The 18774-nt window shown below is 74.8% G+C and carries 13 protein-coding genes; 6 read left to right on the top strand and 7 right to left on the bottom strand.

Translation table 11 applies throughout. From position 1 onward, the window contains the following. The first annotated feature begins 115 nt into the window (after positions 1–115). On the top strand, positions 116–991 hold the full coding sequence (locus MQV74_RS25135) for a hypothetical protein (RefSeq protein ID WP_242721351.1): 876 nt from the start codon (positions 116–118) through the stop codon (positions 989–991). Between the two features lie 254 nt (positions 992–1245). Here MQV74_RS25135 and MQV74_RS25130 read toward each other — a convergent pair whose 3' ends face one another. Next, positions 1246–3030, bottom strand: a complete 1785-nt coding sequence (locus tag MQV74_RS25130) for a cell division protein PerM (protein ID WP_374120682.1) — start codon at positions 3028–3030, stop codon at positions 1246–1248. 107 nt (positions 3031–3137) lie between these two features. Between MQV74_RS25130 and MQV74_RS25125 the strand changes: the two genes are divergently transcribed. Further along, entirely contained in the window at positions 3138–4271 is a 1134-nt protein-coding gene (locus tag MQV74_RS25125; protein WP_242721348.1) for a helix-turn-helix domain-containing protein, read from the top strand. 61 nt (positions 4272–4332) lie between these two features. On the opposite strand, the gene sucD is transcribed toward MQV74_RS25125, so the two are convergent. From sucD to MQV74_RS25100, 5 genes are all read right to left on the bottom strand, one after another. Beyond that, entirely contained in the window at positions 4333–5217 is an 885-nt protein-coding gene (gene sucD, locus MQV74_RS25120) for a succinate--CoA ligase subunit alpha (protein WP_138961382.1), read from the bottom strand. 21 nt (positions 5218–5238) lie between these two features. Further along, positions 5239–6432 carry an ADP-forming succinate--CoA ligase subunit beta gene (sucC, locus tag MQV74_RS25115; RefSeq protein ID WP_242721346.1) on the bottom strand — a complete coding sequence of 398 codons (1194 nt, stop codon included), beginning with the start codon at positions 6430–6432 and terminating at the stop codon, positions 5239–5241. A 430-nt stretch (positions 6433–6862) separates the two neighbouring features. After that, positions 6863–8077: a VWA domain-containing protein gene (locus MQV74_RS25110; protein ID WP_242729100.1), complete on the bottom strand. Its 1215-nt coding sequence runs from the start codon at positions 8075–8077 to the stop codon at positions 6863–6865. 134 nt (positions 8078–8211) lie between these two features. After that, positions 8212–10698 (bottom strand): DUF5682 family protein, encoded by a 2487-nt coding sequence (locus MQV74_RS25105; RefSeq protein WP_242721342.1) that lies wholly within the window; start codon positions 10696–10698, stop codon positions 8212–8214. Beyond that, positions 10695–11849, bottom strand: coding sequence for an ATP-binding protein (locus MQV74_RS25100; RefSeq protein WP_242721339.1), 1155 nt, complete (start codon positions 11847–11849; stop codon positions 10695–10697). The genes MQV74_RS25105 and MQV74_RS25100 overlap by 4 nt, the downstream gene beginning before the upstream one ends. Positions 11850–12051: 202 nt before the next feature. Between MQV74_RS25100 and MQV74_RS25095 the strand changes: the two genes are divergently transcribed. Next, positions 12052–13467 (top strand): SWIM zinc finger family protein, encoded by a 1416-nt coding sequence (locus MQV74_RS25095; RefSeq protein ID WP_242721336.1) that lies wholly within the window; start codon positions 12052–12054, stop codon positions 13465–13467. Between the two features lie 17 nt (positions 13468–13484). Beyond that, a complete protein-coding gene (locus MQV74_RS25090; protein WP_242721333.1) occupies positions 13485–15212 on the top strand; it encodes a DUF5691 domain-containing protein in 1728 nt (575 codons plus the stop codon). 120 nt (positions 15213–15332) lie between these two features. Here the strand turns inward: MQV74_RS25090 and MQV74_RS25085 are convergent, their stop codons facing one another. After that, complete coding sequence (locus MQV74_RS25085) at positions 15333–15749, bottom strand: cobalamin B12-binding domain-containing protein (RefSeq protein WP_138961378.1); 417 nt, start codon at positions 15747–15749, stop codon at positions 15333–15335. A gap of 390 nt (positions 15750–16139) precedes the next feature. On the opposite strand from MQV74_RS25085, the gene MQV74_RS25080 reads away from it, so the two are divergent. Beyond that, on the top strand, positions 16140–16991 hold the full coding sequence (locus MQV74_RS25080) for a lipase family alpha/beta hydrolase (protein WP_242721330.1): 852 nt from the start codon (positions 16140–16142) through the stop codon (positions 16989–16991). 222 nt (positions 16992–17213) lie between these two features. After that, entirely contained in the window at positions 17214–18773 is a 1560-nt protein-coding gene (locus MQV74_RS25075; RefSeq protein ID WP_242721327.1) for a M23 family metallopeptidase, read from the top strand. The last annotated feature ends 1 nt before the right edge of the window (position 18774 follow it).

The raw sequence follows: 18774 nt of genomic DNA, 5'->3' as shown, positions 1-18774 counted from the left end.
CGAACGCCGAGTTGCCTAGCTCCACCACCGAGTTGCCCGGCTCCGCACAGCCGGGCCGCAGAGCACCGCCAGCGCTCTGTGCCAGAGCTCTATACAAGGGGAAGACGCACACCTGATGCCGGACCGCAGCCTCCGCCTCACGCCACCCTTCGCGTCCGCGTACGGACCGACGCACGACGGGCGCCACGGCTCGACACCCGGCCCGGGGGCGGTGCTGCTCCGGGAGGGGCGGCCCGGCCCCTCGTCCCCGGCGCCGGAGGAGGAGCGCGACGGCCGGGGCTCGGGCGGGCAGGGCTCCGGCGGCCAGGGTTCCGGCGGGCAGGGCTCCGCGCAGGACGACAACCCGTTCGCGCCGCCGCCCGAGGGCGCGCCCGAGCAGCCCTGGCGCCCCCGGCGTCCGGGCGGCTCGGGCTCCGACGGGCAGGGCTCCGGAGGCCAGGACGGCTCCCCCTGGGGCAGCCAGTGGAGCGACCAGCAGCCCGGCCGCTCCTCCGGCGGCTTCGGCGACCGGCCGCGCGGCCAGGGCCAGGACGGCTCCGGCGGGCAGAACGGCCAGGGCGGCCTGCGCTGGGACCCGACCGACCCCGCCCAGCGCCGCGCGCGCTACGCGCTGCTCTCCGGCATGTGGGCCTTCTTCTTCGCCCTCTTCGGCTGGGACTACGTGGCGCTGCTGCTCGGCGCGCTCGGCATGTACTGGGCCATCAGCGCGCTGCGGGCCAAGCCGCGGCGCCCCGACCCGACCGCCGCGGTCGCGGCCTCGGCCTCGCCCGAGCCGCAGGGCCGCGGGTCGCGGCCCCAGACCACGGCGGCCATCAGCGGTCTGGTGACGGCGTCGCTGGCGCTGGTCATGGTCCTCGCGACGTTCGGTGCGCAGCTGATCTACCGGGACTACTACACCTGCCGCGACGACGCGCTGACGGGGGCCTCGCAGCAGGCCTGCGAAGACCTTCTCCCGAAGCAGCTCCGCCCCCTCCTCACCGACCGCGACTGACCCCCGCCCCACCCCCTCCACCCCTGCCCCCGCTACCGCGGCGGCCTTCCCCACCCACCCGAAACTCCCCCGCTTCGCCACCGGAGGCCTCCGGCACAGCGCCCTCAGCCCCACACCCCGCCGGGGGGCGGGCGGTGGGCCCACCCCGGCGGCGCCCCCACCGCTGTGGGCAGTCGTTCCGCAGGGCGGAACGGGTGGGCACAGCCCCGGGCGCCGAGCAACCGTTGAACCAGGCCCCGGCCTCAGCCCCCGACTCAGGTTCCCGTTCCCGTTCCGGTTCCGGTTCCGCCCGGAGGGCCCTCGTCGCGCTCCGGCAGGAAGTCGTACGGCTCGAACAGCGACGGCAGGCCCGGAGGCTCCTCCGCCAAGGGCTCGAAGGATCCGGAAGGCACGGAAGCCTCGGAACCGGACGGCTCAGGCCCGGAGAACTCGCCTTCGGAGGACCCGGAAACGGAGCCCTCAGGGGAGGCAGGCCCCGACGAGAAGCCTCCAGGAGAGGACCCCCCGGGAGCCGAAGGCCCAGAAAGGAAGGGCCCAGGGAGGGGGGTCCCGGGGAGAGAGGTCCCGGGGAGAGAGGTCCCAGGCAGGGCGGCCCCAGGGCGGGCAGCCCCAGGCAGCGAGGCCCCCGGCTGGGAGGCCTCGGGTGGCGTGGCCCGGCGGGGCCAAGGGCGGAGGCGGCCCGCCAGGCGACCGGCCCACCCGGCCCGAGGCCCCCGTACCCACCCGGCCCGAGGGCCCCGCAGCCGCCACCCCCGCACCCCCAGCGCGACAGGCACCCCCACACCCCCCACCCAAGCGCCCGCCGCAACCCCCGTGAGCCACCCCACAGGCCCGAACTCCGCGAGCTCCCCCACCCCCATCGCACCCCCGGCCGCCCCCGCGAGCACCCCGCACGCACCCCCGCACCCCACCGCCGCCCCCAGCACCACGAGCACCGTCCGCCCCGCGGGCCACGCCTCCTCCCGTTCCCCGTACGCGGGGGCCGCCGCCCCCGCCACGAACCACCCCACCGCGCACCCGGCCACCACCGGCACCGCCCCCACCGCCCAGGTGAACGGCGTCCCGCCCCCGGCCCCCGGCACCGCCGCGAGCAGCGGGAACTCCGGGAGCAGCGGCGCCGCCTCCGCGCCGAGCGGCCCGACCACGGTCCCCGTACCGAGTACGAACCCGGGCCCGAGCCCGTACGCCGCGCCCCACACCGCCGCGTTCGGCAGCAGCGCGAGCGCGAGCAGGAGTACCGCGAACCGCCCCGACCACACCCCGGTGAGTTCGAGGAACGACCCCCGCACCAGAGGGCCGTGCAGCACGAGCGACACCCCGACGAGCAGCGCGCCCCCGCCCACGAGCAGCACCGTCCCGGCCGCCGCCGCCCGGCAGGCGGCACGCACCCGGCCCCGTACGAAGAGGCGCCGGATCCCGGCGGGAAGCCGCTCCCCCGCGCGCGTCACCATCCCGGGCAGCGGCCCCCGCGGCCGCCCGTGCGCCGTCCACACCCCCGAACCCGCCGCCGCCACCGCGAGCACCGGCACGTGCCACACCGCGCTCGGCCACGACGGCCGCAGCTCACCGCCCGCCGCGTACAGCGTGGCCGCGAACCCCACCAGGAGGTAGCCCGCCACCACGCCCCACCAGGCCGCCCTCACTCCCATCGCGCGCCCCTGCGGGTCCGCCGCGTCCCGCGCGGCCCGGTGCAGCAGCCAGCACGGCAGGGCGAGCAGCAGCAGCGGGGTCACGCCGACCGGCGCGGGCGCCCCGGACAGCGTCTCGGTGCGGATCAGCTCCGTGCCGTGCGCGAGCAGCCACAGCGACGCGGCGACGTGCAGCGCCCCGTCGGGCCCACTGTCCGGATACGGCGAACTGATCCACAGGACCATCACCAGGACCGCGAACGCGCCGAGGCCGAGCCCCGCCGCGATCGCCCCGCCGAGGACTCCGGTGGCGAGTCCTGACGAACCGTCATGCGTCCGCTCCGCCACGGCAGACGCGTTCGGCTGTTCCTGCGGCGGCGGCCACGAGCCGGAGTCGGTGAGGTGGGTCACCCCGCCATGCTCCCAACGACACGCGCTTTCACGGCGTAACAGGCGAATACCGGATGTGTCGCCCAAGATACGTTTATGTTCTTTTTCGTACGGCGGGACGGCGAGCCATGACCCACAGCCCTGCCTCCTCCAAGCTCGCGGCCTCGCCCGAGCAGGGGGGACCCCCTTCGCTGCCGCCCCCCGAGGAACGCCGCAGGCTCCGCGAGGCGAAGCCGCTGAGCCAGGCCGAGCTCGCCGCCCTCGTGGGCGTCACCCGCGAGACCGTCCGCTCCTGGGAGTCCGGCCGCACCGAGCCGCGCGGCAGCAGACGCGCGGCCTACGCGAAGCTCCTGGAGTCCCTCGCGGAACCCGCGGCCCCGCCTCCCGACACCCCGGACACCGACGCCTCGCCCCCCGACGCCTCACCCCTCGACGAGCAGGCGGAACCCGCGCCCCCGGCCACCGCCGAAGAGGCCTTCGACACCCTCTGCGCCCGCACGGCCCCGGCCCTGCTCCGCCAGACCTACGCCCTCACCGGCCACCGCGCCCTCGCCACCGAGTCCGTCGAGCGCGCCTTCCAGCTCGCCTGGCAGCGCTGGCCCGAGGTCGCCGTGGACCGCGACCCGGCGGGCTGGGTCCGCGCGGCCGCCCACGAGTACGCGCTGTCCCCCTGGCACCGCTTCCGCCCCGGCCTGCGGCACCCGGACGCGCCGCCCTCCGACGCCTGCGACCGCGCCGTCCTCGACGCCCTGCTCGGCCTGCCGCCCGCGCAGCGCCGCACCCTGATGCTCTACGACGGCGTCGGGCTCGACCTGCCCGAGACCGCAGCCGAGACGGAGGCCAGCACCCCGACCACGGCGGGCCGACTGCTCAGCGCCCGCGGAACGGTGGCCGCGCACCTGCCCGGCCTCGGCCTCGCCGACCGGCCCGGGGACCTGGCCGAGCGGCTGACCGCGCTCGGCGGCGCGGAGCGGCTCGTCGCCCCGCGCCCCGCCCGCGTCCGCACCGCGAGCGAACGCCGCGCCCGGCTGTGGACCCGCGCCGCCATCGCCTTCACCGCGCTGATCGTCACCGCCACCGCCCTGACCCTGCGCACGGCCCCCACCCGCTACGAACCGCCCGTGCCTTCCGGCAAGGCCATCAGCGGCGTCCCCCCGCGCATGGGGCCGGGCCCCCTGACCCCCGAGGACGAGACCCTCAAGCAGAAGCTGCGGTCGGCGCCCCACCCCGGCCCGGAGCGCCTGACCCCACAGGCGTACTAGGCACAGAAGCGGGCCCGCACCCCTGTCAGGGGTGCGGGCCCGCTTCTGTGGACCGTGGAGGTCAGCCGGCCAGGATCGCCCGGGCCAGCTTCGCCGTCTCGGTGGGGGTCTTGCCGACCTTCACCCCGGCGGCCTCGAGGGCCTCCTTCTTCGCGGCGGCCGTGCCGGAGGAGCCGGAGACGATGGCGCCGGCGTGGCCCATCGTCTTGCCCTCGGGCGCGGTGAAGCCCGCGACGTAGCCGACGACCGGCTTGGTCACGTTGGCCTTGATGTAGTCCGCCGCACGCTCCTCGGCGTCGCCGCCGATCTCACCGATCATCACGATCAGGTCGGTGTCGGGGTCGGCCTCGAACGCGGCCAGGGCGTCGATGTGCGTCGTACCGATGACCGGGTCGCCACCGATGCCGACGGCCGACGAGAAGCCGATGTCCCGCAGCTCGTACATCATCTGGTACGTGAGCGTGCCGGACTTCGAGACCAGGCCGATGCGGCCCGGCTTCGTGATGTCGCCCGGGATGATGCCCGCGTTCGACTGGCCGGGGGTGATCAGACCCGGGCAGTTCGGGCCGATGAGCCGCGTCTTGTTGCCCTTCTCCACGGCGTACGCGTAGAACGCGGCGGAGTCGTGCACGGCGATGCCCTCGGTGATGACGACCGCGAGCGGGATCTCGGCGTCGATGGCCTCGACGACGGCGGCCTTCGCGAAGGCCGGCGGCACGAAGAGGACGGAGACGTTGGCGCCCGTCTTCTCCATCGCCTCGGCGACGGTGCCGAAGACCGGGATCTCGGTGCCGTCGATGTCGACCGTGGTGCCCGCCTTGCGCGGGTTCACGCCGCCGACGACGTTCGTGCCGTCACCGAGCATGAGCTTGGTGTGCTTCATGCCCGTGGCACCGGTCATGCCCTGGACGATGACCTTGGAGTCCTTGTTGAGGAAAATAGCCATGGCTGTTTGGTCCCTCGTCCCTTACTTCGCAGCCGCGAGCTCGGCGGCCTTGTCGGCCGCGCCGTCCATGGTGTCCACGCGCTGCACCAGCGGGTGGTTGGCGTCGGAGAGGATCTTGCGACCCAGCTCGGCGTTGTTGCCGTCGAGGCGGACGACGAGCGGCTTCTCGACCTTCTCGCCCTTCTCCTCGAGGAGCGCGAGCGCCTGGACGATGCCGTTGGCGACCTCGTCACAGGCGGTGATGCCGCCGAAGACGTTGACGAAGACGGACTTGACGGCCGGGTCGCCGAGGATGATCTCCAGGCCGTTCGCCATCACCTGGGCGGAGGCGCCGCCACCGATGTCCAGGAAGTTGGCGGGCTTCACGCCGCCGCCATTCTCCGATGTGTACGCCTCACCGGCGTAGGCGACGACGTCGAGGGTCGACATGACCAGACCCGCGCCGTTGCCGATGATGCCGACCTCGCCGTCGAGCTTGACGTAGTTGAGGTCCTTGGCCTTGGCGGCAGCCTCGAGCGGGTCGGCTGCCTCCTTGTCCTCCAGGGCCTCGTGCTCCGGCTGGCGGAAGTCGGCGTTGGCGTCCAGGGACACCTTGCCGTCCAGGGCCAGGATGTCGCCGGAGGCGACCTTGGCCAGCGGGTTGACCTCGACGAGGAGGGCGTCCTCCTTGACGAAGGTGTCCCACAGCGTCACCAGGACGTCGGCGACCTTGTCCGCGACCTCGGCCGGGAACTTGGCGGCCTCGACGATCTCCCGCGCCTTCTCCGGGGTCACGCCCTTGTTGGCGTCGATCGGGGTCTTGGCGACGGCCTCCGGGCGGGTGGCCGCCACCTCCTCGATGTCCATGCCGCCCTCGACGGAGGCGATGGAGAGGAAGGTGCGGTTGGTGCGGTCCAGGAGGAAGGAGACGTAGTACTCCTCCACGATCTCCGGGGCCGTCTCGGCGATCATCACCTTGTGGACCGTGTGGCCCTTGATGTCCATGCCGAGGATGTCCGTGGCGCGAGCGACGGCCTCGTCCGGCGTCGCCGCCAGCTTCACGCCGCCGGCCTTGCCGCGGCCACCCACCTTCACCTGCGCCTTCACTACCGACTTGCCGCCAAGGCGCTCAGTCGCCGCGCGCGCCGCCTCAGGCGTGTCGATGACTTCACCGGCCAGCACCGGTACACCGTGCTTGGCGAAGAGGTCCCTCGCCTGGTACTCGAACAGGTCCACGCGCGTCCGTCCCTTTTCAGTGATCTCGCGCCGCTGTCGCTAGCGGCTTCAGTCTCTGCGTGCTCTGCGTGGGCGTGCCGCGAAGGGCAACGTGACTGCGCTGTCACAAGGGAGGCGTAGCCGAAGAGTCCGGTACGCGGCATGTCCGTCTCGCAGGTTATCGCCGTGGGACGTGCGTCCCTAAATCGCAGATCACATTTGCGCGGTGATGACGGTCACAGATCGTGCCCGGCGTGGTAGGCGGGCCGTCCCCGAGCGCCCCCTCGGCGCGGCCCCTCACGGCCTCCGGGCCCGGGCGGGCCCCGTCGACGACGCTCTCGACGGACCCCACCCGTTCGCTCTCGCGATCAGCCACCGCACGGCGCGCCGCCCCCGCGAAGCCCCGGCCACCGCCCCCGCCATCCGGTCCGCGAACAGCCGCGCACCTCCATTACCGACGAGTACTACTTCTCTCCGGTACGGGCAGCGGCCGGCGCTCGATCGCCGCGGCCATCACTTCGGGGAAGTGATCGGGAGTGCAGGCGAACGCCGGCGCGCCGAGGGCGGCGAGCGCGGCCGCGTGGTCGTGGTCGTACGCGGGCGCCCCCTCGTCGGACAGCGCGAGCAGCGTCACGAACTGCACGCCGGAGGCCTTCATGGCCGCGACCCGCTTCAGCATCTCGTTCCGTATCCCGCCCTCGTACAGGTCGGAGATCAGGACCACGACCGTGTCGGCCGGGCGGGCCGTCCGGGACTGGCAGTACGCGAGCGCCCGGTTGATGTCGGTGCCGCCGCCGAGCTGGGTGCCGAAGAGCACCTCCACGGGGTCGTCGAGCTGGTCCGTCAGATCGACCACGCTGGTGTCGAACACCACCAGCCGCGTGCTGATCGACCGCATGGACGCGAGGACCGCGCCGAACACCGAGGCGTAGACGACGGACGCCGCCATCGATCCCGACTGGTCGATGCAGAGGATGACGTCCTTCTTCACCGCCTGCGAGGCCCGCCCGTACCCGACGAGTCGCTCGGGGACCACGGTCTTGTACTCGGGCAGGTAGTTCTTGAGGTTGGCCGCGATCGTGCGGTTCCAGTCGATGTCGTGATGGCGCGGCCTGCGCACCCGCGCGCTGCGGTCGAGCGCGCCGGTGAGCGTGGCCCGGGCCCGGGTGGCGAGCCGCTTCTCCAGGTCCTCGACGACCTTCCGCACGACCGCTCGCGCGGTGGCCTTCGTCTCCTCCGGCATCGCCTGGTTCAGTGAGAGCAGCGTGCCGACCAGATGGACGTCCGCGTCCACCGCCTCCAGCATCTCCGGCTCCAGGAGCAGCGCGGACAGGCCGAGGCGGTCGATCGCGTCGCGCTGCATGACCTGCACGACGGACGACGGGAAGTACGTCCGGATGTCACCGAGCCAGCGCGCCACGGCGGGCGCCGACGCTCCGAGCCCCGCCGACCGCCCCTGCCCCCGGTCCTTCTTTCTCCCCCCGCCCCCGTAGAGCGAGGACAACGCCCCGTCCATCGCCACATCCCGCCCCGCCAGCGCACACCCCGTCCCGTCCGCCCCGCCCCCACCCAACACGAGCCGCCACCGCCGCAACCGCTCTTCCCCCACGCCGCCGTCCACACCTTCTGTGGCCTCCACCACGCCCGCGGCCTCACCACCGTCCATGCCCCTGGCGCCCTCCATGGCCCCAGCGCCGTCCGTGCCCACCGTGACCTCACCCCCGTGCGTGACTCCAGCGCCCTCCATTGGCCCGGCGAGCTCCGTGGCCTCCGTGCCCCGCGTGGCCTTCGCAGGTGTCATCAGGCCGCCCCCACAAGGCCGTTGTCCCGCACGGCTGTGGCCCGGCTGCTGCCGGAGCCGTTGCCTCGGCCGTCGCCGCGGCCGCCGCCCCAGCCCGTGTCACCGTCACCGTCGTCTGCGCTTGCGTACACGACACCACCGCCCTTGAGTCGATCGTCCGCGGCTCCGCCCAGCTCCAACAGCAGCCCCACCACCGGCAGGACCGCGTCCGCCCGCTCCCGGTCCAGCTCCAGGGCGAACCCGGGCACCCCGGCGGCGGCCGCCGGGGACGTGCCCCGGCCGGGCCCCCGCCGCACCAGCTCGCCCAGCGTGCGCCGCACCCCTTCCTCGTACGCGGAGAAGGTCCGCCGCAGCAGCGGCAGCACGTCGACGAACGCCTCGGCCGACACCCCCGTGAGCCACTGGTCGACGAGCCCGAGCAGTCGCTCGTCGTGCACGAGCAGCATGCCGCCGCCCGCGGCCCCGCCGACGAAGCCCTCGACCCACGCGGCCGCCTCCCCGGGCTCGCTCCCCCGGGACAGGGCGAGCCCCATCAACCGCGCGGCCTCCCCCTCCGCCAGCGCCCCGTCATCCATCAGCAACCGAGCACACCGCCCCCGGACAATCCCCACGACCCGCTCCCCACCCGCGAGCCCCCGCACCACCCCGAGCCAACGCGAACGCACACCGGCTCCCGCCGGGGGCACCTCAGCTCCCGCTGTGCCCGGCTCGGGCGCGGCCGAAGCCGCCAGTGACCCCAGCAGCCCCACGGCCCCGTGCACCGCGTCCACGCGCCCCCGCATCCGCTCGGCCGCCTCCGCGTCGAGCCCCACACAGGCCGACGGCAGCCCCACGCACACCCGCTCCACGAGCCCGAGCGCCACCTCCCCCAGCGCCCCGGTGTCCGTGCCCCGCACGTCCCCGTACCGCAGGGACCGCACCAGCGCGGGCAGCGCCTCCGCCAAGTGCCCCACGTCCGCGTCCAGGGCCGCCCGGTCGGCGAGCACGCGCATCACCACGGGCAGGGCCGACGGCAGCTCGGCCAGCAGGCACTGCTCCGCCAGGGCCGTGACGTCGGCGAGGGCCTCCGCGCCCACGGCGTCCGCCTCCGCCCTGGCGGTCGCGGCGCCCGCCACGGTCGTGCCCCACACCCCCGCCTCGGCGACCCGCACCGACAGCTCCGGCTCCCACCGCAGCCGCCAGGTCTCCCGGAACGTCCCGGTGCTGCCGCGCGACCGCACCGGCTCGCCCCAGCCGACGCCGAGCAGCCGCAGCCGGTGCAGGAGCCTGCTGCGCGCCGCGTCGGTCTCCTTGCGCAGGTCGAGCTCCACCTCCCGCTCCAGTGCCTCCGGCTTGAGCCGCAGCTTGCGCTGGAGGCGGCCGAGGTCCCGCTGCAGGGGCACGGCCGGGGCGGACTCCGGCACCTCCCCGAGCACGTCGCCGACGACGAGCCGGTCGTGCACCAGGGCGAGCGGCACGTCCGAGCCCTCGCACATCACGGCCCGTACCGCGTCGGTCGTCTCGGTGAGCCCGGCCAGCGGCCGCCCCCGCATCGCGGCGAGCGTGCCGGCGAGCCGCACCGCCTCGATGACGTGCGCGGACGACACGATCCTGCCCTCCTCCCTGAGCAGCCCCGCGACCCTGGTCAGCCAGCGCTCCACGGGCCGGTCGGGCGCGCCGAACAGATGGCCGTACCAGCCGGGCGAGTCGATGCCCGCTCCGTACCCGCTCCTGCGGGCCAGGCGGCGGTGCGTCCAGGGCACCCACGTCATGTCGACCTTGACCTTCGGCAGGCCCTTGAGCAGCGCCCGGTCGGCGGCGACCGTCGTCCGCTGCCGCAGCGCGGGCACGTGCCACGCCCCGCAGACCACGGCGACGCTCTCGGCTCCGAACTCCCGCAGTGCCGAACGCACTTGCAGCCGCATGTACGCCTCGCGCAGCAGGTCACGTTCCTCGCCGCCGCTGCCCGGTGTCTCGCGCAGCGCCCCCATGGCCTCGCCGAGCGCCTCGAACGGAGCGAACGGGTCGGCGCCTGCCCCGCGGTGCTCGACGACGTCCTCCCACCAGCGCTCCGGATCGTCGTACCCGGCGGCGTCGGCGAGCGTGCCGATGGGGTCTCCCCTGCCCGGCCCCGGCTCGTCCGGCCCGCCCCGCTCCTCCTTCCGGTGCGCGAGCGTGTGCGCGGCCGGGAGGTCCATGAACCGCACCGGCACCCCGCGCCGCACGGCCCACTGGATCGCCACCCACTCCGGCGAGAACTCCGCGAGCGGCCAGAACGCCGACCGGCCCGGCTCGTCCACCACGTGCGCGAGCAGCGCCACCGGCGGCCGCATGTCCGCGTCCGCGGCGAGCCGCACGAGGTCGTCGGCCTCCGGCGGGCCCTCGATCAGGACCACGCCCGGCGCCGCCGCGTCGAGCGCGGCGCCCACCGCGCGCGCGGAGCCGGGGCCGTGGTGCCGCACCCCGAGCAGCAGCGGCCCGCCGGCCCGTCCCGTACCGGTGCTCACGCGCTCACCTCGCGGCACGCGCGGTAGAAGTCCTTCCACCCGTCGCGCTCGCGCACGACCGCTTCCAGGTACTCCTGCCAGACCACCGCGTCCGCCGCCGGGTCCCGTACGACCGCGCCGAGGATGCCCGCGGCGACATCTCCGGGGCGCAGCACGCCGTCGCCGAAGTGCGCGGCGAGCGCGAGGCCGTTGGTGACCACGGAGATCGCCTCGGCCGTCGAGAGCGTGCCGCTAGGCGACTTCACCTTCGTACGGCCGTCCGCCGTGACGCCGTCGCGCAGCTCGCGGAAGACCGTGACGACGCGGCGGATCTCGTCGATGCCGTCGGGTGCGGCGGGCAGTTCGAGGGAGCGCCCGATCTGGTCGACGCGGCGCGCCACGATCTCGACCTCGGCGTCGGCACTCTCCGGCAGCGGAAGCACCACCGTGTTGAAGCGGCGGCGCAGCGCGCTGGACAGGTCGTTGACCCCGCGGTCGCGGTCGTTCGCCGTGGCGATCAGGTTGAAGCCGCGGACGGCCTGCACCTCCTCGCCCAACTCCGGTATGGGCAGGGTCTTCTCCGACAGGATCGTGATCAGCGTGTCCTGGACGTCCGCGGGGATGCGGGTCAGCTCCTCGACCCGGGCCGTCATGCCCTCGGCCATGGCGCGCATCACGGGGCTGGGCACGAGCGCGTCGCGACTGGGGCCGTGGGCGAGCAGCCGCGCGTAGTTCCACCCGTAGCGAATGGCTTCCTCGGGCGTGCCCGCCGTGCCCTGCACCAGGAGCGTCGAGTCGCCGCTGACCGCCGCGGCGAGGTGCTCGGACACCCAGGTCTTCGCGGTGCCGGGCACGCCGAGCAGCAGCAGGGCGCGGTCGGTGGCGAGCGTGGTGACGGCGACCTCGACGATGCGGCGCGGGCCCACGTACTTGGGCGTGATCACGGTCCCGTCCGGCAGCGTGCCGCCCTGCAGATACGTGGCCACGGCCCAGGGCGAGAGCCGCCAGCGGGCCGGGCGCGGCCGGTCGTCCTGTGCGGCGAGCGCGGCGAGCTCGGCGGCGAAGGCGTCCTCGGCGTGCGGCCGCAGCTCCTGCGTCGCGTGCTCGCCGCCGCCCTCCGCGGGCCTCGTGGACGCGGCGCGTCCGCCGGTCGGTTCCACGGAAACGGTCATGGTGGTCCCCCCTTGAGCTCGGGCATGCGCGAGCCACCCGAAGCGCGCATGCGTCGGCAACGACGCGGCCTTGCCGACGGCTCGGCCGCGCTGTGATTCCACGGTGCACCACGCCACTGACAATCGGCCCCGGCGAGCTTCTGAGCTGCATGGATGCCGTCATCGCGGTTGATTGTCAGTGGCGGGACCTACCGTCGACGACATGACTCAGCAGGGGGTGCGCTGGACGGCGGACCAGGTGCTGGCACTGGCACCTGACGCACCGTCACGCAAGGCGGGAAGCAGGCTCGGCAGCGCCGGGCCGTGGTCGCAGACGGGCAGTTCGGGCGAGGGGGCGGTGTGGGGACTGTGCAAGGGCAGCGGCAGCAAGCCGTACCGGACGGTGATCGACGTGGCGGACGCGGCGGGCCCCGCGTACAAGTGCAGCTGCCCGAGCCGCAAGTTCCCCTGCAAGCACGCGCTCGGCCTGCTGCTGCTCTGGGCGGGGCCGGGCGGCGCGGCGGGCTCTGAGGGCCCGGCGGACGCGGTGCCGGACGGCGCCCCGCCACCGGACTGGGCGCGGCAGTGGCTGGATTCGCGGCGCGCGAGAGCGGAGACGAAGCGGAATCCGGACGCGGCGCCGGAGCGGACGGCCGCCGACCCGGAGGCGGCCCGCAAGCGGGCGGAGCGCCGGGCCGAGCGCGTCACGGCGGGCGCGACGGAGCTGGAGCGCCGCCTCGCCGACCTGCTGCGCGGCGGGCTGGCCACGGCCGAGCAGTCGGGGTACGGCCTGTGGGAGGAGACGGCCGCCCGCATGGTCGACGCCCAGGCCCCGGGACTGGCCGCGCGGGTGCGGGAGTTGGGCGCCATACCCTCCTCGGGATCCGGCTGGCCCGCCCGGCTGCTGGAGGAGTGCGCCCTGCTGCACCTGCTCGCCGCGGGCTGGCTGCACCGCGACCGGCTGCCCGCCCCGCTGGCGGCCACGGTCCGCTCCCGCGTCGGCCTGCCCGCACCGGCCCGGGGCGCGCCGGTCCGGGACCTGTGGCAGGTCCTCGCGCAGTACGACACGGCGGACAGCAAGCTCACCACGCGCCGCGTGTGGGTGCACGGCGAGCGGTCCGGGCGCACGGCCCTGCTCCTGTCGTACGGGGCGGCGGGCCGTGCCCCCGCCCTCAGCCTGCCGGTCGGCCTGGCCGTGGACGCCGAGCTGGTGCCGTACGCCGTCGATCCGGCGGCACACGGGCTCCGCGCCGACCTGGGCGAGCAGTTCACCGCCCCGGCCCCCGCCACGCGCCGCCCGCCGGGCCTGCCCCCGGCGGCGGCGACGGCCCGCTACGGCGAGGCGCTGCGCGACGACCCGTGGCTGGACGCGTGGCCGACGACCCTGGTCCGGGTGATACCGGTCCCGGCCCGCGCCTCCGGCCGGGGCAGCGAGCCTGACGCGGAATGGCAACTGGCCGACGCGGACGGCGACTCGGCCCTGCCCGTCTCCCCGTCCGCCGCGTCCCGCTCCGGCCTCTGGCGCCTGGTCGCCCTCTCCGGAGGTGCCCCGCTCACCGTCTTCGGCGAGTGCGGCCACCAGGGCTTCACCCCCCTGGCGGCCTGGGCGGACGGCACGACGGAGACCGTACGGCTGTGACAGGAGAGGGAGCGAAGATGACGACACCCGCCACGCGCGCGCGGACGACGCGTACGCCCCACACAGAGCAGACCGCCCCGCAGTCCCAGCCCTCCGCGGAGGCCCGACCCGGCTCCCGCCCACAGACACCGGCCGACCCGCTTCCCGCCCGAGCGGCGGCCTTCACCCGCACCCCTTGGGAAGAGCTCGTCACGGCGGCGCTCCTGGGCACGGACCGGCGCACACCACCTCTGGACGCGCCCGGCAAGGAGGCCCCCACCGCCCTCCTGGACGCGGCGGCCGTCCAGACGGTGCACCGCAGAGCGGGCCTGCGCCCCGCGCCCGCCGCCGCGCGGCCCGAGCCCGCTCCCGATGACCCCCGGCCCGTCGTGCCGCCCGCGGCCCGGCGCCGCCTCGCGAGCCTGCTCGCCGACCATCCGACGGCGGGCGGCGGCCGCCGGGGCACCGCGCCCGACCTGATGGAACTGCTGCCCCAGTGGCTTGCCCTGGCCATCGACCGGGGTTTCGCGGCCCCGCCGGAGCTGCTGCCCGCGCTGTTGACCGCGGCCCGCGGCCGCACCGACCTGCGCCCCCAGGCCCTGGCCTTCGCGGGCCCGCGCGCCCTGTGGCTCGCGGGGCTCAACCCGGACTGGAAGTTCGCGCTGCGCGCCGCCCCGCACCGCGCCGCGGCCACCGGCACACAGGGCCGGGCTGAGGTCGAACGCCGCTGGCAGGAGGGCCTGTTCGCGGAGCGCGTCGCGCTCCTCACCACCCTCCGGGACCACGACCCCACCGCCGCGCGCGAGCTCCTGGCCGACACCTGGACGACGGAGCGGGCCGAGGACCGGCTGATGTTCCTCGACTCGCTGCGCACGGGCCTGGGCCCGGCCGACGAGCCGTTCCTGGAGCAGGCCCTCGGCGACCGCAGCCGCAACGTCCGCGCCACGGCCGCCGAGCTCCTGTCCGCCCTGCCAACCTCGGCGCTCGCCGCCCGCATGGCCGACCGCGCCTCCTCCTGCGTGGCGCTCGACCGCACCGCGAGCACCCCGACGCTCACCGTGGAGGCGCCGCACGAGTGCGACGCGGGCATGGAGCGCGACGGCGTCGCCCCCAAGCCGCCCGCGGGCCGGGGCGAGCGCTCCTGGTGGCTCGGCCAGCTGGTGGAGGCCGCACCCCTCGCGACCTGGCAGCACAGACTCGGCGGCCGCGCCCCGGCCGACATCGTGGCGCTCCCCGTCGCGGACGACTGGCGCGGCGAGCTGCACGCCGCGTGGTGCCGCGCCGCCGTCCGCCAGCGCGACGCGACCTGGTCACGGGCGCTGCTCGGCGCCCCCTCGGCGCCGGACGCGGCGGGCCCGGGCGCGGCGTCCCTGGCGGAGCGCGCCAAGCTCCTGTCCGCCCTGCCCGCGCCCGAGCGGGCCGCGTGGGTCGCGGGCTTCATCGACGCGCACGGCCTGTCCGAGGCCTTCCAGCTGCTCGGCGGGTGCGCCGTGCCCTGGGCCCCCGACCTCGGCCGCGCGGTGGTGGACGCGCTGAACATCGCGCGCGACGCGGGCAGTTACCCCTGGAGCTTCAGCGGCGTCATGGGCCTCGCGGAGCGCTGCCTCGACCCGGCCGAGGCCGTGCGGCTCGACGCCCTCACCGCCGTGCCGGACGAGCGCGAGGACGCCGCGCCCGGCGCCGGAGGCTACTGGTCGGAGGCGTTCCAGCGCCTGGTCACGACCCTGCGCCTGCGCGCGGAGATGCGGGAGGAGCTCACCCCTTGAAGCACGTCACCACCCGGCCCGGGGAAGCCGCCCGGCCCAAGGGAGCCACCCGGCCCGGAGAGGCCACCCGGCCCGGAGAGGCCCCTCAGGGCCCGGCCCTGCGGAGCCCCGCGCGCGGGCCTACGCCTCGGTGGGCTGCCGTACGTTCGCCCGGACCCACTCCACGATCGCCGTGGTCGTCGCCCCCGGCGTGAAGATCTCCGCGACGCCCATCTCCTTGAGCGGCGGGATGTCCTCCTCGGGGATGATGCCGCCGCCGAAGACCTGGATGTCCGCCGCGTCGCGCTCCTTCAGGAGCTCGATGACGCGGGCGAACAGCGTCATGTGCGCCCCGGACAGGATGGACAGGCCGATCGCGTCGGCGTCCTCCTGGATGGCCGTGTCGACGACCTGCTCGGGCGTCTGGTGCAGGCCGGTGTAGATGACCTCCATGCCGGCGTCGCGGAGCGCCCGCGCGATCACCTTGGCCCCGCGATCGTGGCCGTCGAGGCCCGGCTTGGCGACCACCACGCGGATCGGACCGGCTCCCACACCCATCACTGCCTCCATGTACCGACGTCCATGTACGGAAATACCGCTGTCCCAGCACGGATACCCCGCGCCGCACCGGCCGGGTAGGTGAACGAACGTTATCTCCAGCATCCCGCAGCACGCAGTTTCGTGGTGGAGAGGGAGGGGGAAATCACACGGTGGGACACGTTCGCTGCGCGCCGCCCCCGTTTCACGGGGCGAGAGCCGGGGGCCGCGCGAGGGGAGCCGCCGCGAGGCCGCCGCCGCGCCCCCGTGCCGTCAGCCGCACGGCACGGGGGCGGCGGGACTTCGTCCGTGGTGCGACACATCGTGGTTCGTCATGCCTCGGTCACGGCTTCCCATGAGAGGCACACGGGGGACAAGGGTGTCTGCCCGTGTGCCGACCGGGAGGTCGACATGACGGTCACCAGGATCCAGCCCTTTCGCCTCTGCGCCGCGCTGCTGCCCGCGCGACTGGCGGGACTCCCCTTCGCCCTGCTGAAGGCGACGGCCCTGGAGCTCGCGATCCTCGCCGGGCACCTGCTGCTGTACCCCTCGGGCATCGTCCAGGAGCGGCGCCCCGCGCCGCAGCCACCGCCGCCCGACGCCCCGCGGCTGCCGGCCCGGGACAAACCCCCGGTCCTGCTCCTGCACGGCTTCATCGACAACCGCTCCGTCTTCGTCCTGTTGCGCCGCAGCCTCTCCCAGCACGGCAGGCAGCACCTCGAATCCCTCAACTACTCGCCGCTGACCTGCGACATCCGCAAGGCGGCCGAGCTGCTCGGCCGCCACGTGGAGGAGATCTGCGAGCGCACGGGACACGCGCGCGTGGACATCGTCGGCCACAGCCTCGGCGGCCTCATCGCCCGCTACTACGCGCAGCGGCTCGGCGGCGACGCCCGCGTCCGCACGCTGGTCACCCTCGGCACCCCGCACGCGGGCACCCGCGTCGCGCCGCTCGCGGACGCGCACCCGATCGTCCGCCAGATGCGGCCGGGCTCGGACGTCATCGAGGAGCTGCGGCAGCCCGCGCCGGGCTGTCGTACGCAGTTCGTGAGCTTCTGGAGCGAGCTGGACCAGGTGATGGACCCGGTCGAGACAGCCTGCGTCGACCACCCCGACCTGAGCGCGCAGAACGTCCGCGTCTCCGGCATCGGGCACCTCGCCCTGCCGGTGCACCCCGCGGTCGCCTCCGCGATCCGGCAGGCCCTGGATCTCGCGGACCCGGCCGCCGACACCCCGGCGTCGACCGACGGGCTGACGGCCTGACGGTCACCGAACCGCACGCCACGAAGGCCCCTGACCTCGAATGACCTCGAACACTCCTCGAACGCAAGGCCAAGCCTGTGCCCACAGTCCGCCGAAAGGCGGCCGAATGCCCGTTTCCTGCGAGCGCGGAACCTGCCGAAGATTGTCGCGCCCGCATACCGCCGGGTACAGTCGCGGCACTGCGCTGCCAGCCCCCATGCTGTCGAGGCGAAAGAGAAGTTGGTGAACGACCGTCACCCGCCGGGGACCCCCGCTCCGGCCCCGGCACCCGACGCCGACTACGCTCCCTACGGTTCCTACGACCAGAGCGCGCAGCACGTCGGCTACGGGTACGACGGCTACGCCACCGGCACCTTCGCCGCCACCGGGTTCAACGCCCCAGGTGGCTATGACGGCACGGGCGTCTTCGACACTTCCGGCTCCGGATTCGCGGTCGGCGGGGGTTTCCCCACCGACCCGCTCTTCGGGGAGCTCCCCGGCCAGGCCTACGACACCGGCCAGTGGGCCACGGGCCAGCAGCCCCCCGGCCACGACGGGTTCGGCGCCCCGCAGGGCCTCTCCCCGTACGACACGGGCAGTCACGACACCACGGGCATGTGGGACACCGGCGGGTACCAGCAGCTCGCGGACATCCCGTCACAGCCGGGCCCCGACGCCACCGCCACCTGGGACGCCAGCACCTGGGCCGACGCCCAGCAGACCGGCCAGTGGGCCACCCAGGTCTTCGACACCGGCGCATACGACGCCACCGCCTGGAACGGGGACGGCGGCCACGAGCCGTACGGCGCGACGCCCGAGACGTACGGCGCGGAGGCCACGGACGGGACCGCCGCAACAGCCCCCGACACGGGCGACGCCTACGAGAGCGGCGACACCCTGTCCGCCGCGTACGGCCAACCGGCCACCAGCGAGCACGAGTTCACCGCCGACGACACGCCCGGCGACGCACTCGGCGACATCGAAGCGGATGCGAACCTCAGCGAGCACGCCCCCTCCGAGCGCCCTCGCTCCACGCGCGCCGCCGCCCCGCGCACCCGCACCCGGTCGCGCCGCTCCCCCGCCAAGCGTTCCGCGCTGCTCACCGTCGCCGTGCCGTCGGCGTGTGTGATGGGCGTCGCGGGAGTGGCCGCCGCGTCGGTCAGCGGCCTCAGCGGAGGCGACGACGACACCAAGGAGACGCGGGCGGCCTCCGCCCCGGACACCGCTTCCGTGCAGCCGTCCGCCGCGAACAACAAGCTCGACACGCAGCTGGCCAACCTCTCGGCCGACGCGGGCGACTTCGCCGACCGCGCGAGCCGTACGCAGGAACGTATTGACCTCAAGGCCGCCAAGGACGCCGCGCACAGGAAGGCGGTCGCCGAGGCCGCGCGCAAGGAGCGGCTGCGCCCGAAGTTCGCGCTCCCCGTCGCCCAGCACGGCCTGAGCGCGTACTACGGCCAGGCGGGCATCAACTGGATGTCGCAGCACTCCGGCATCGACTTCCCGGTGTCGTACGGCACGCCCGTGATGGCCGCGACCGACGGCGTCGTCTCCACGAAGTGGAACAGCGCCTACGGAAACATGGCGATCGTGACCGCCAAGGACGGCACGGAGACGTGGTACTGCCACCTCTCCACGCACAAGATCTCCAACGGCCCCGTGAAGGCGGGCGACACCATCGCCTACTCCGGGAACTCCGGCAACTCCACCGGCCCCCACCTGCACTTCGAGGTGCGCCCCGGCGGCGGCTCGGCGATAGACCCCCTGTCGTGGCTGCGCAGCCACGGCCTGGACCCGACGTAGG

Source organism: Streptomyces sp. AN091965 (assembly GCF_022698285.1).
Lineage (GTDB): Bacteria > Actinomycetota > Actinomycetes > Streptomycetales > Streptomycetaceae > Streptomyces.
Note: the sequence above shows the minus strand (reverse complement) of the source record. Positions and strands in the feature narration are given on the sequence as shown.

Excerpts from the sequence above, each read along its gene's own strand:
- MQV74_RS25135 (WP_242721351.1), top strand. The coding sequence starts at position 116 with ATGCCGGACCGCAGCCTCCGCCTCACGCCACCCTTCGCGTCCGCGTAC.
- MQV74_RS25125 (WP_242721348.1), top strand. The coding sequence starts at position 3,138 with ATGACCCACAGCCCTGCCTCCTCCAAGCTCGCGGCCTCGCCCGAGCAG.
- sucD (WP_138961382.1), bottom strand. The coding sequence starts at position 5,217 with ATGGCTATTTTCCTCAACAAGGACTCCAAGGTCATCGTCCAGGGCATG.
- MQV74_RS25110 (WP_242729100.1), bottom strand. The coding sequence starts at position 8,077 with ATGGACGGTGGTGAGGCCGCGGGCGTGGTGGAGGCCACAGAAGGTGTG.
- MQV74_RS25100 (WP_242721339.1), bottom strand. The coding sequence starts at position 11,849 with ATGACCGTTTCCGTGGAACCGACCGGCGGACGCGCCGCGTCCACGAGG.
- MQV74_RS25095 (WP_242721336.1), top strand. The coding sequence starts at position 12,052 with ATGACTCAGCAGGGGGTGCGCTGGACGGCGGACCAGGTGCTGGCACTG.
- MQV74_RS25090 (WP_242721333.1), top strand. The coding sequence starts at position 13,485 with ATGACGACACCCGCCACGCGCGCGCGGACGACGCGTACGCCCCACACA.
- MQV74_RS25085 (WP_138961378.1), bottom strand. The coding sequence starts at position 15,749 with ATGGGTGTGGGAGCCGGTCCGATCCGCGTGGTGGTCGCCAAGCCGGGC.
- MQV74_RS25080 (WP_242721330.1), top strand. The coding sequence starts at position 16,140 with ATGACGGTCACCAGGATCCAGCCCTTTCGCCTCTGCGCCGCGCTGCTG.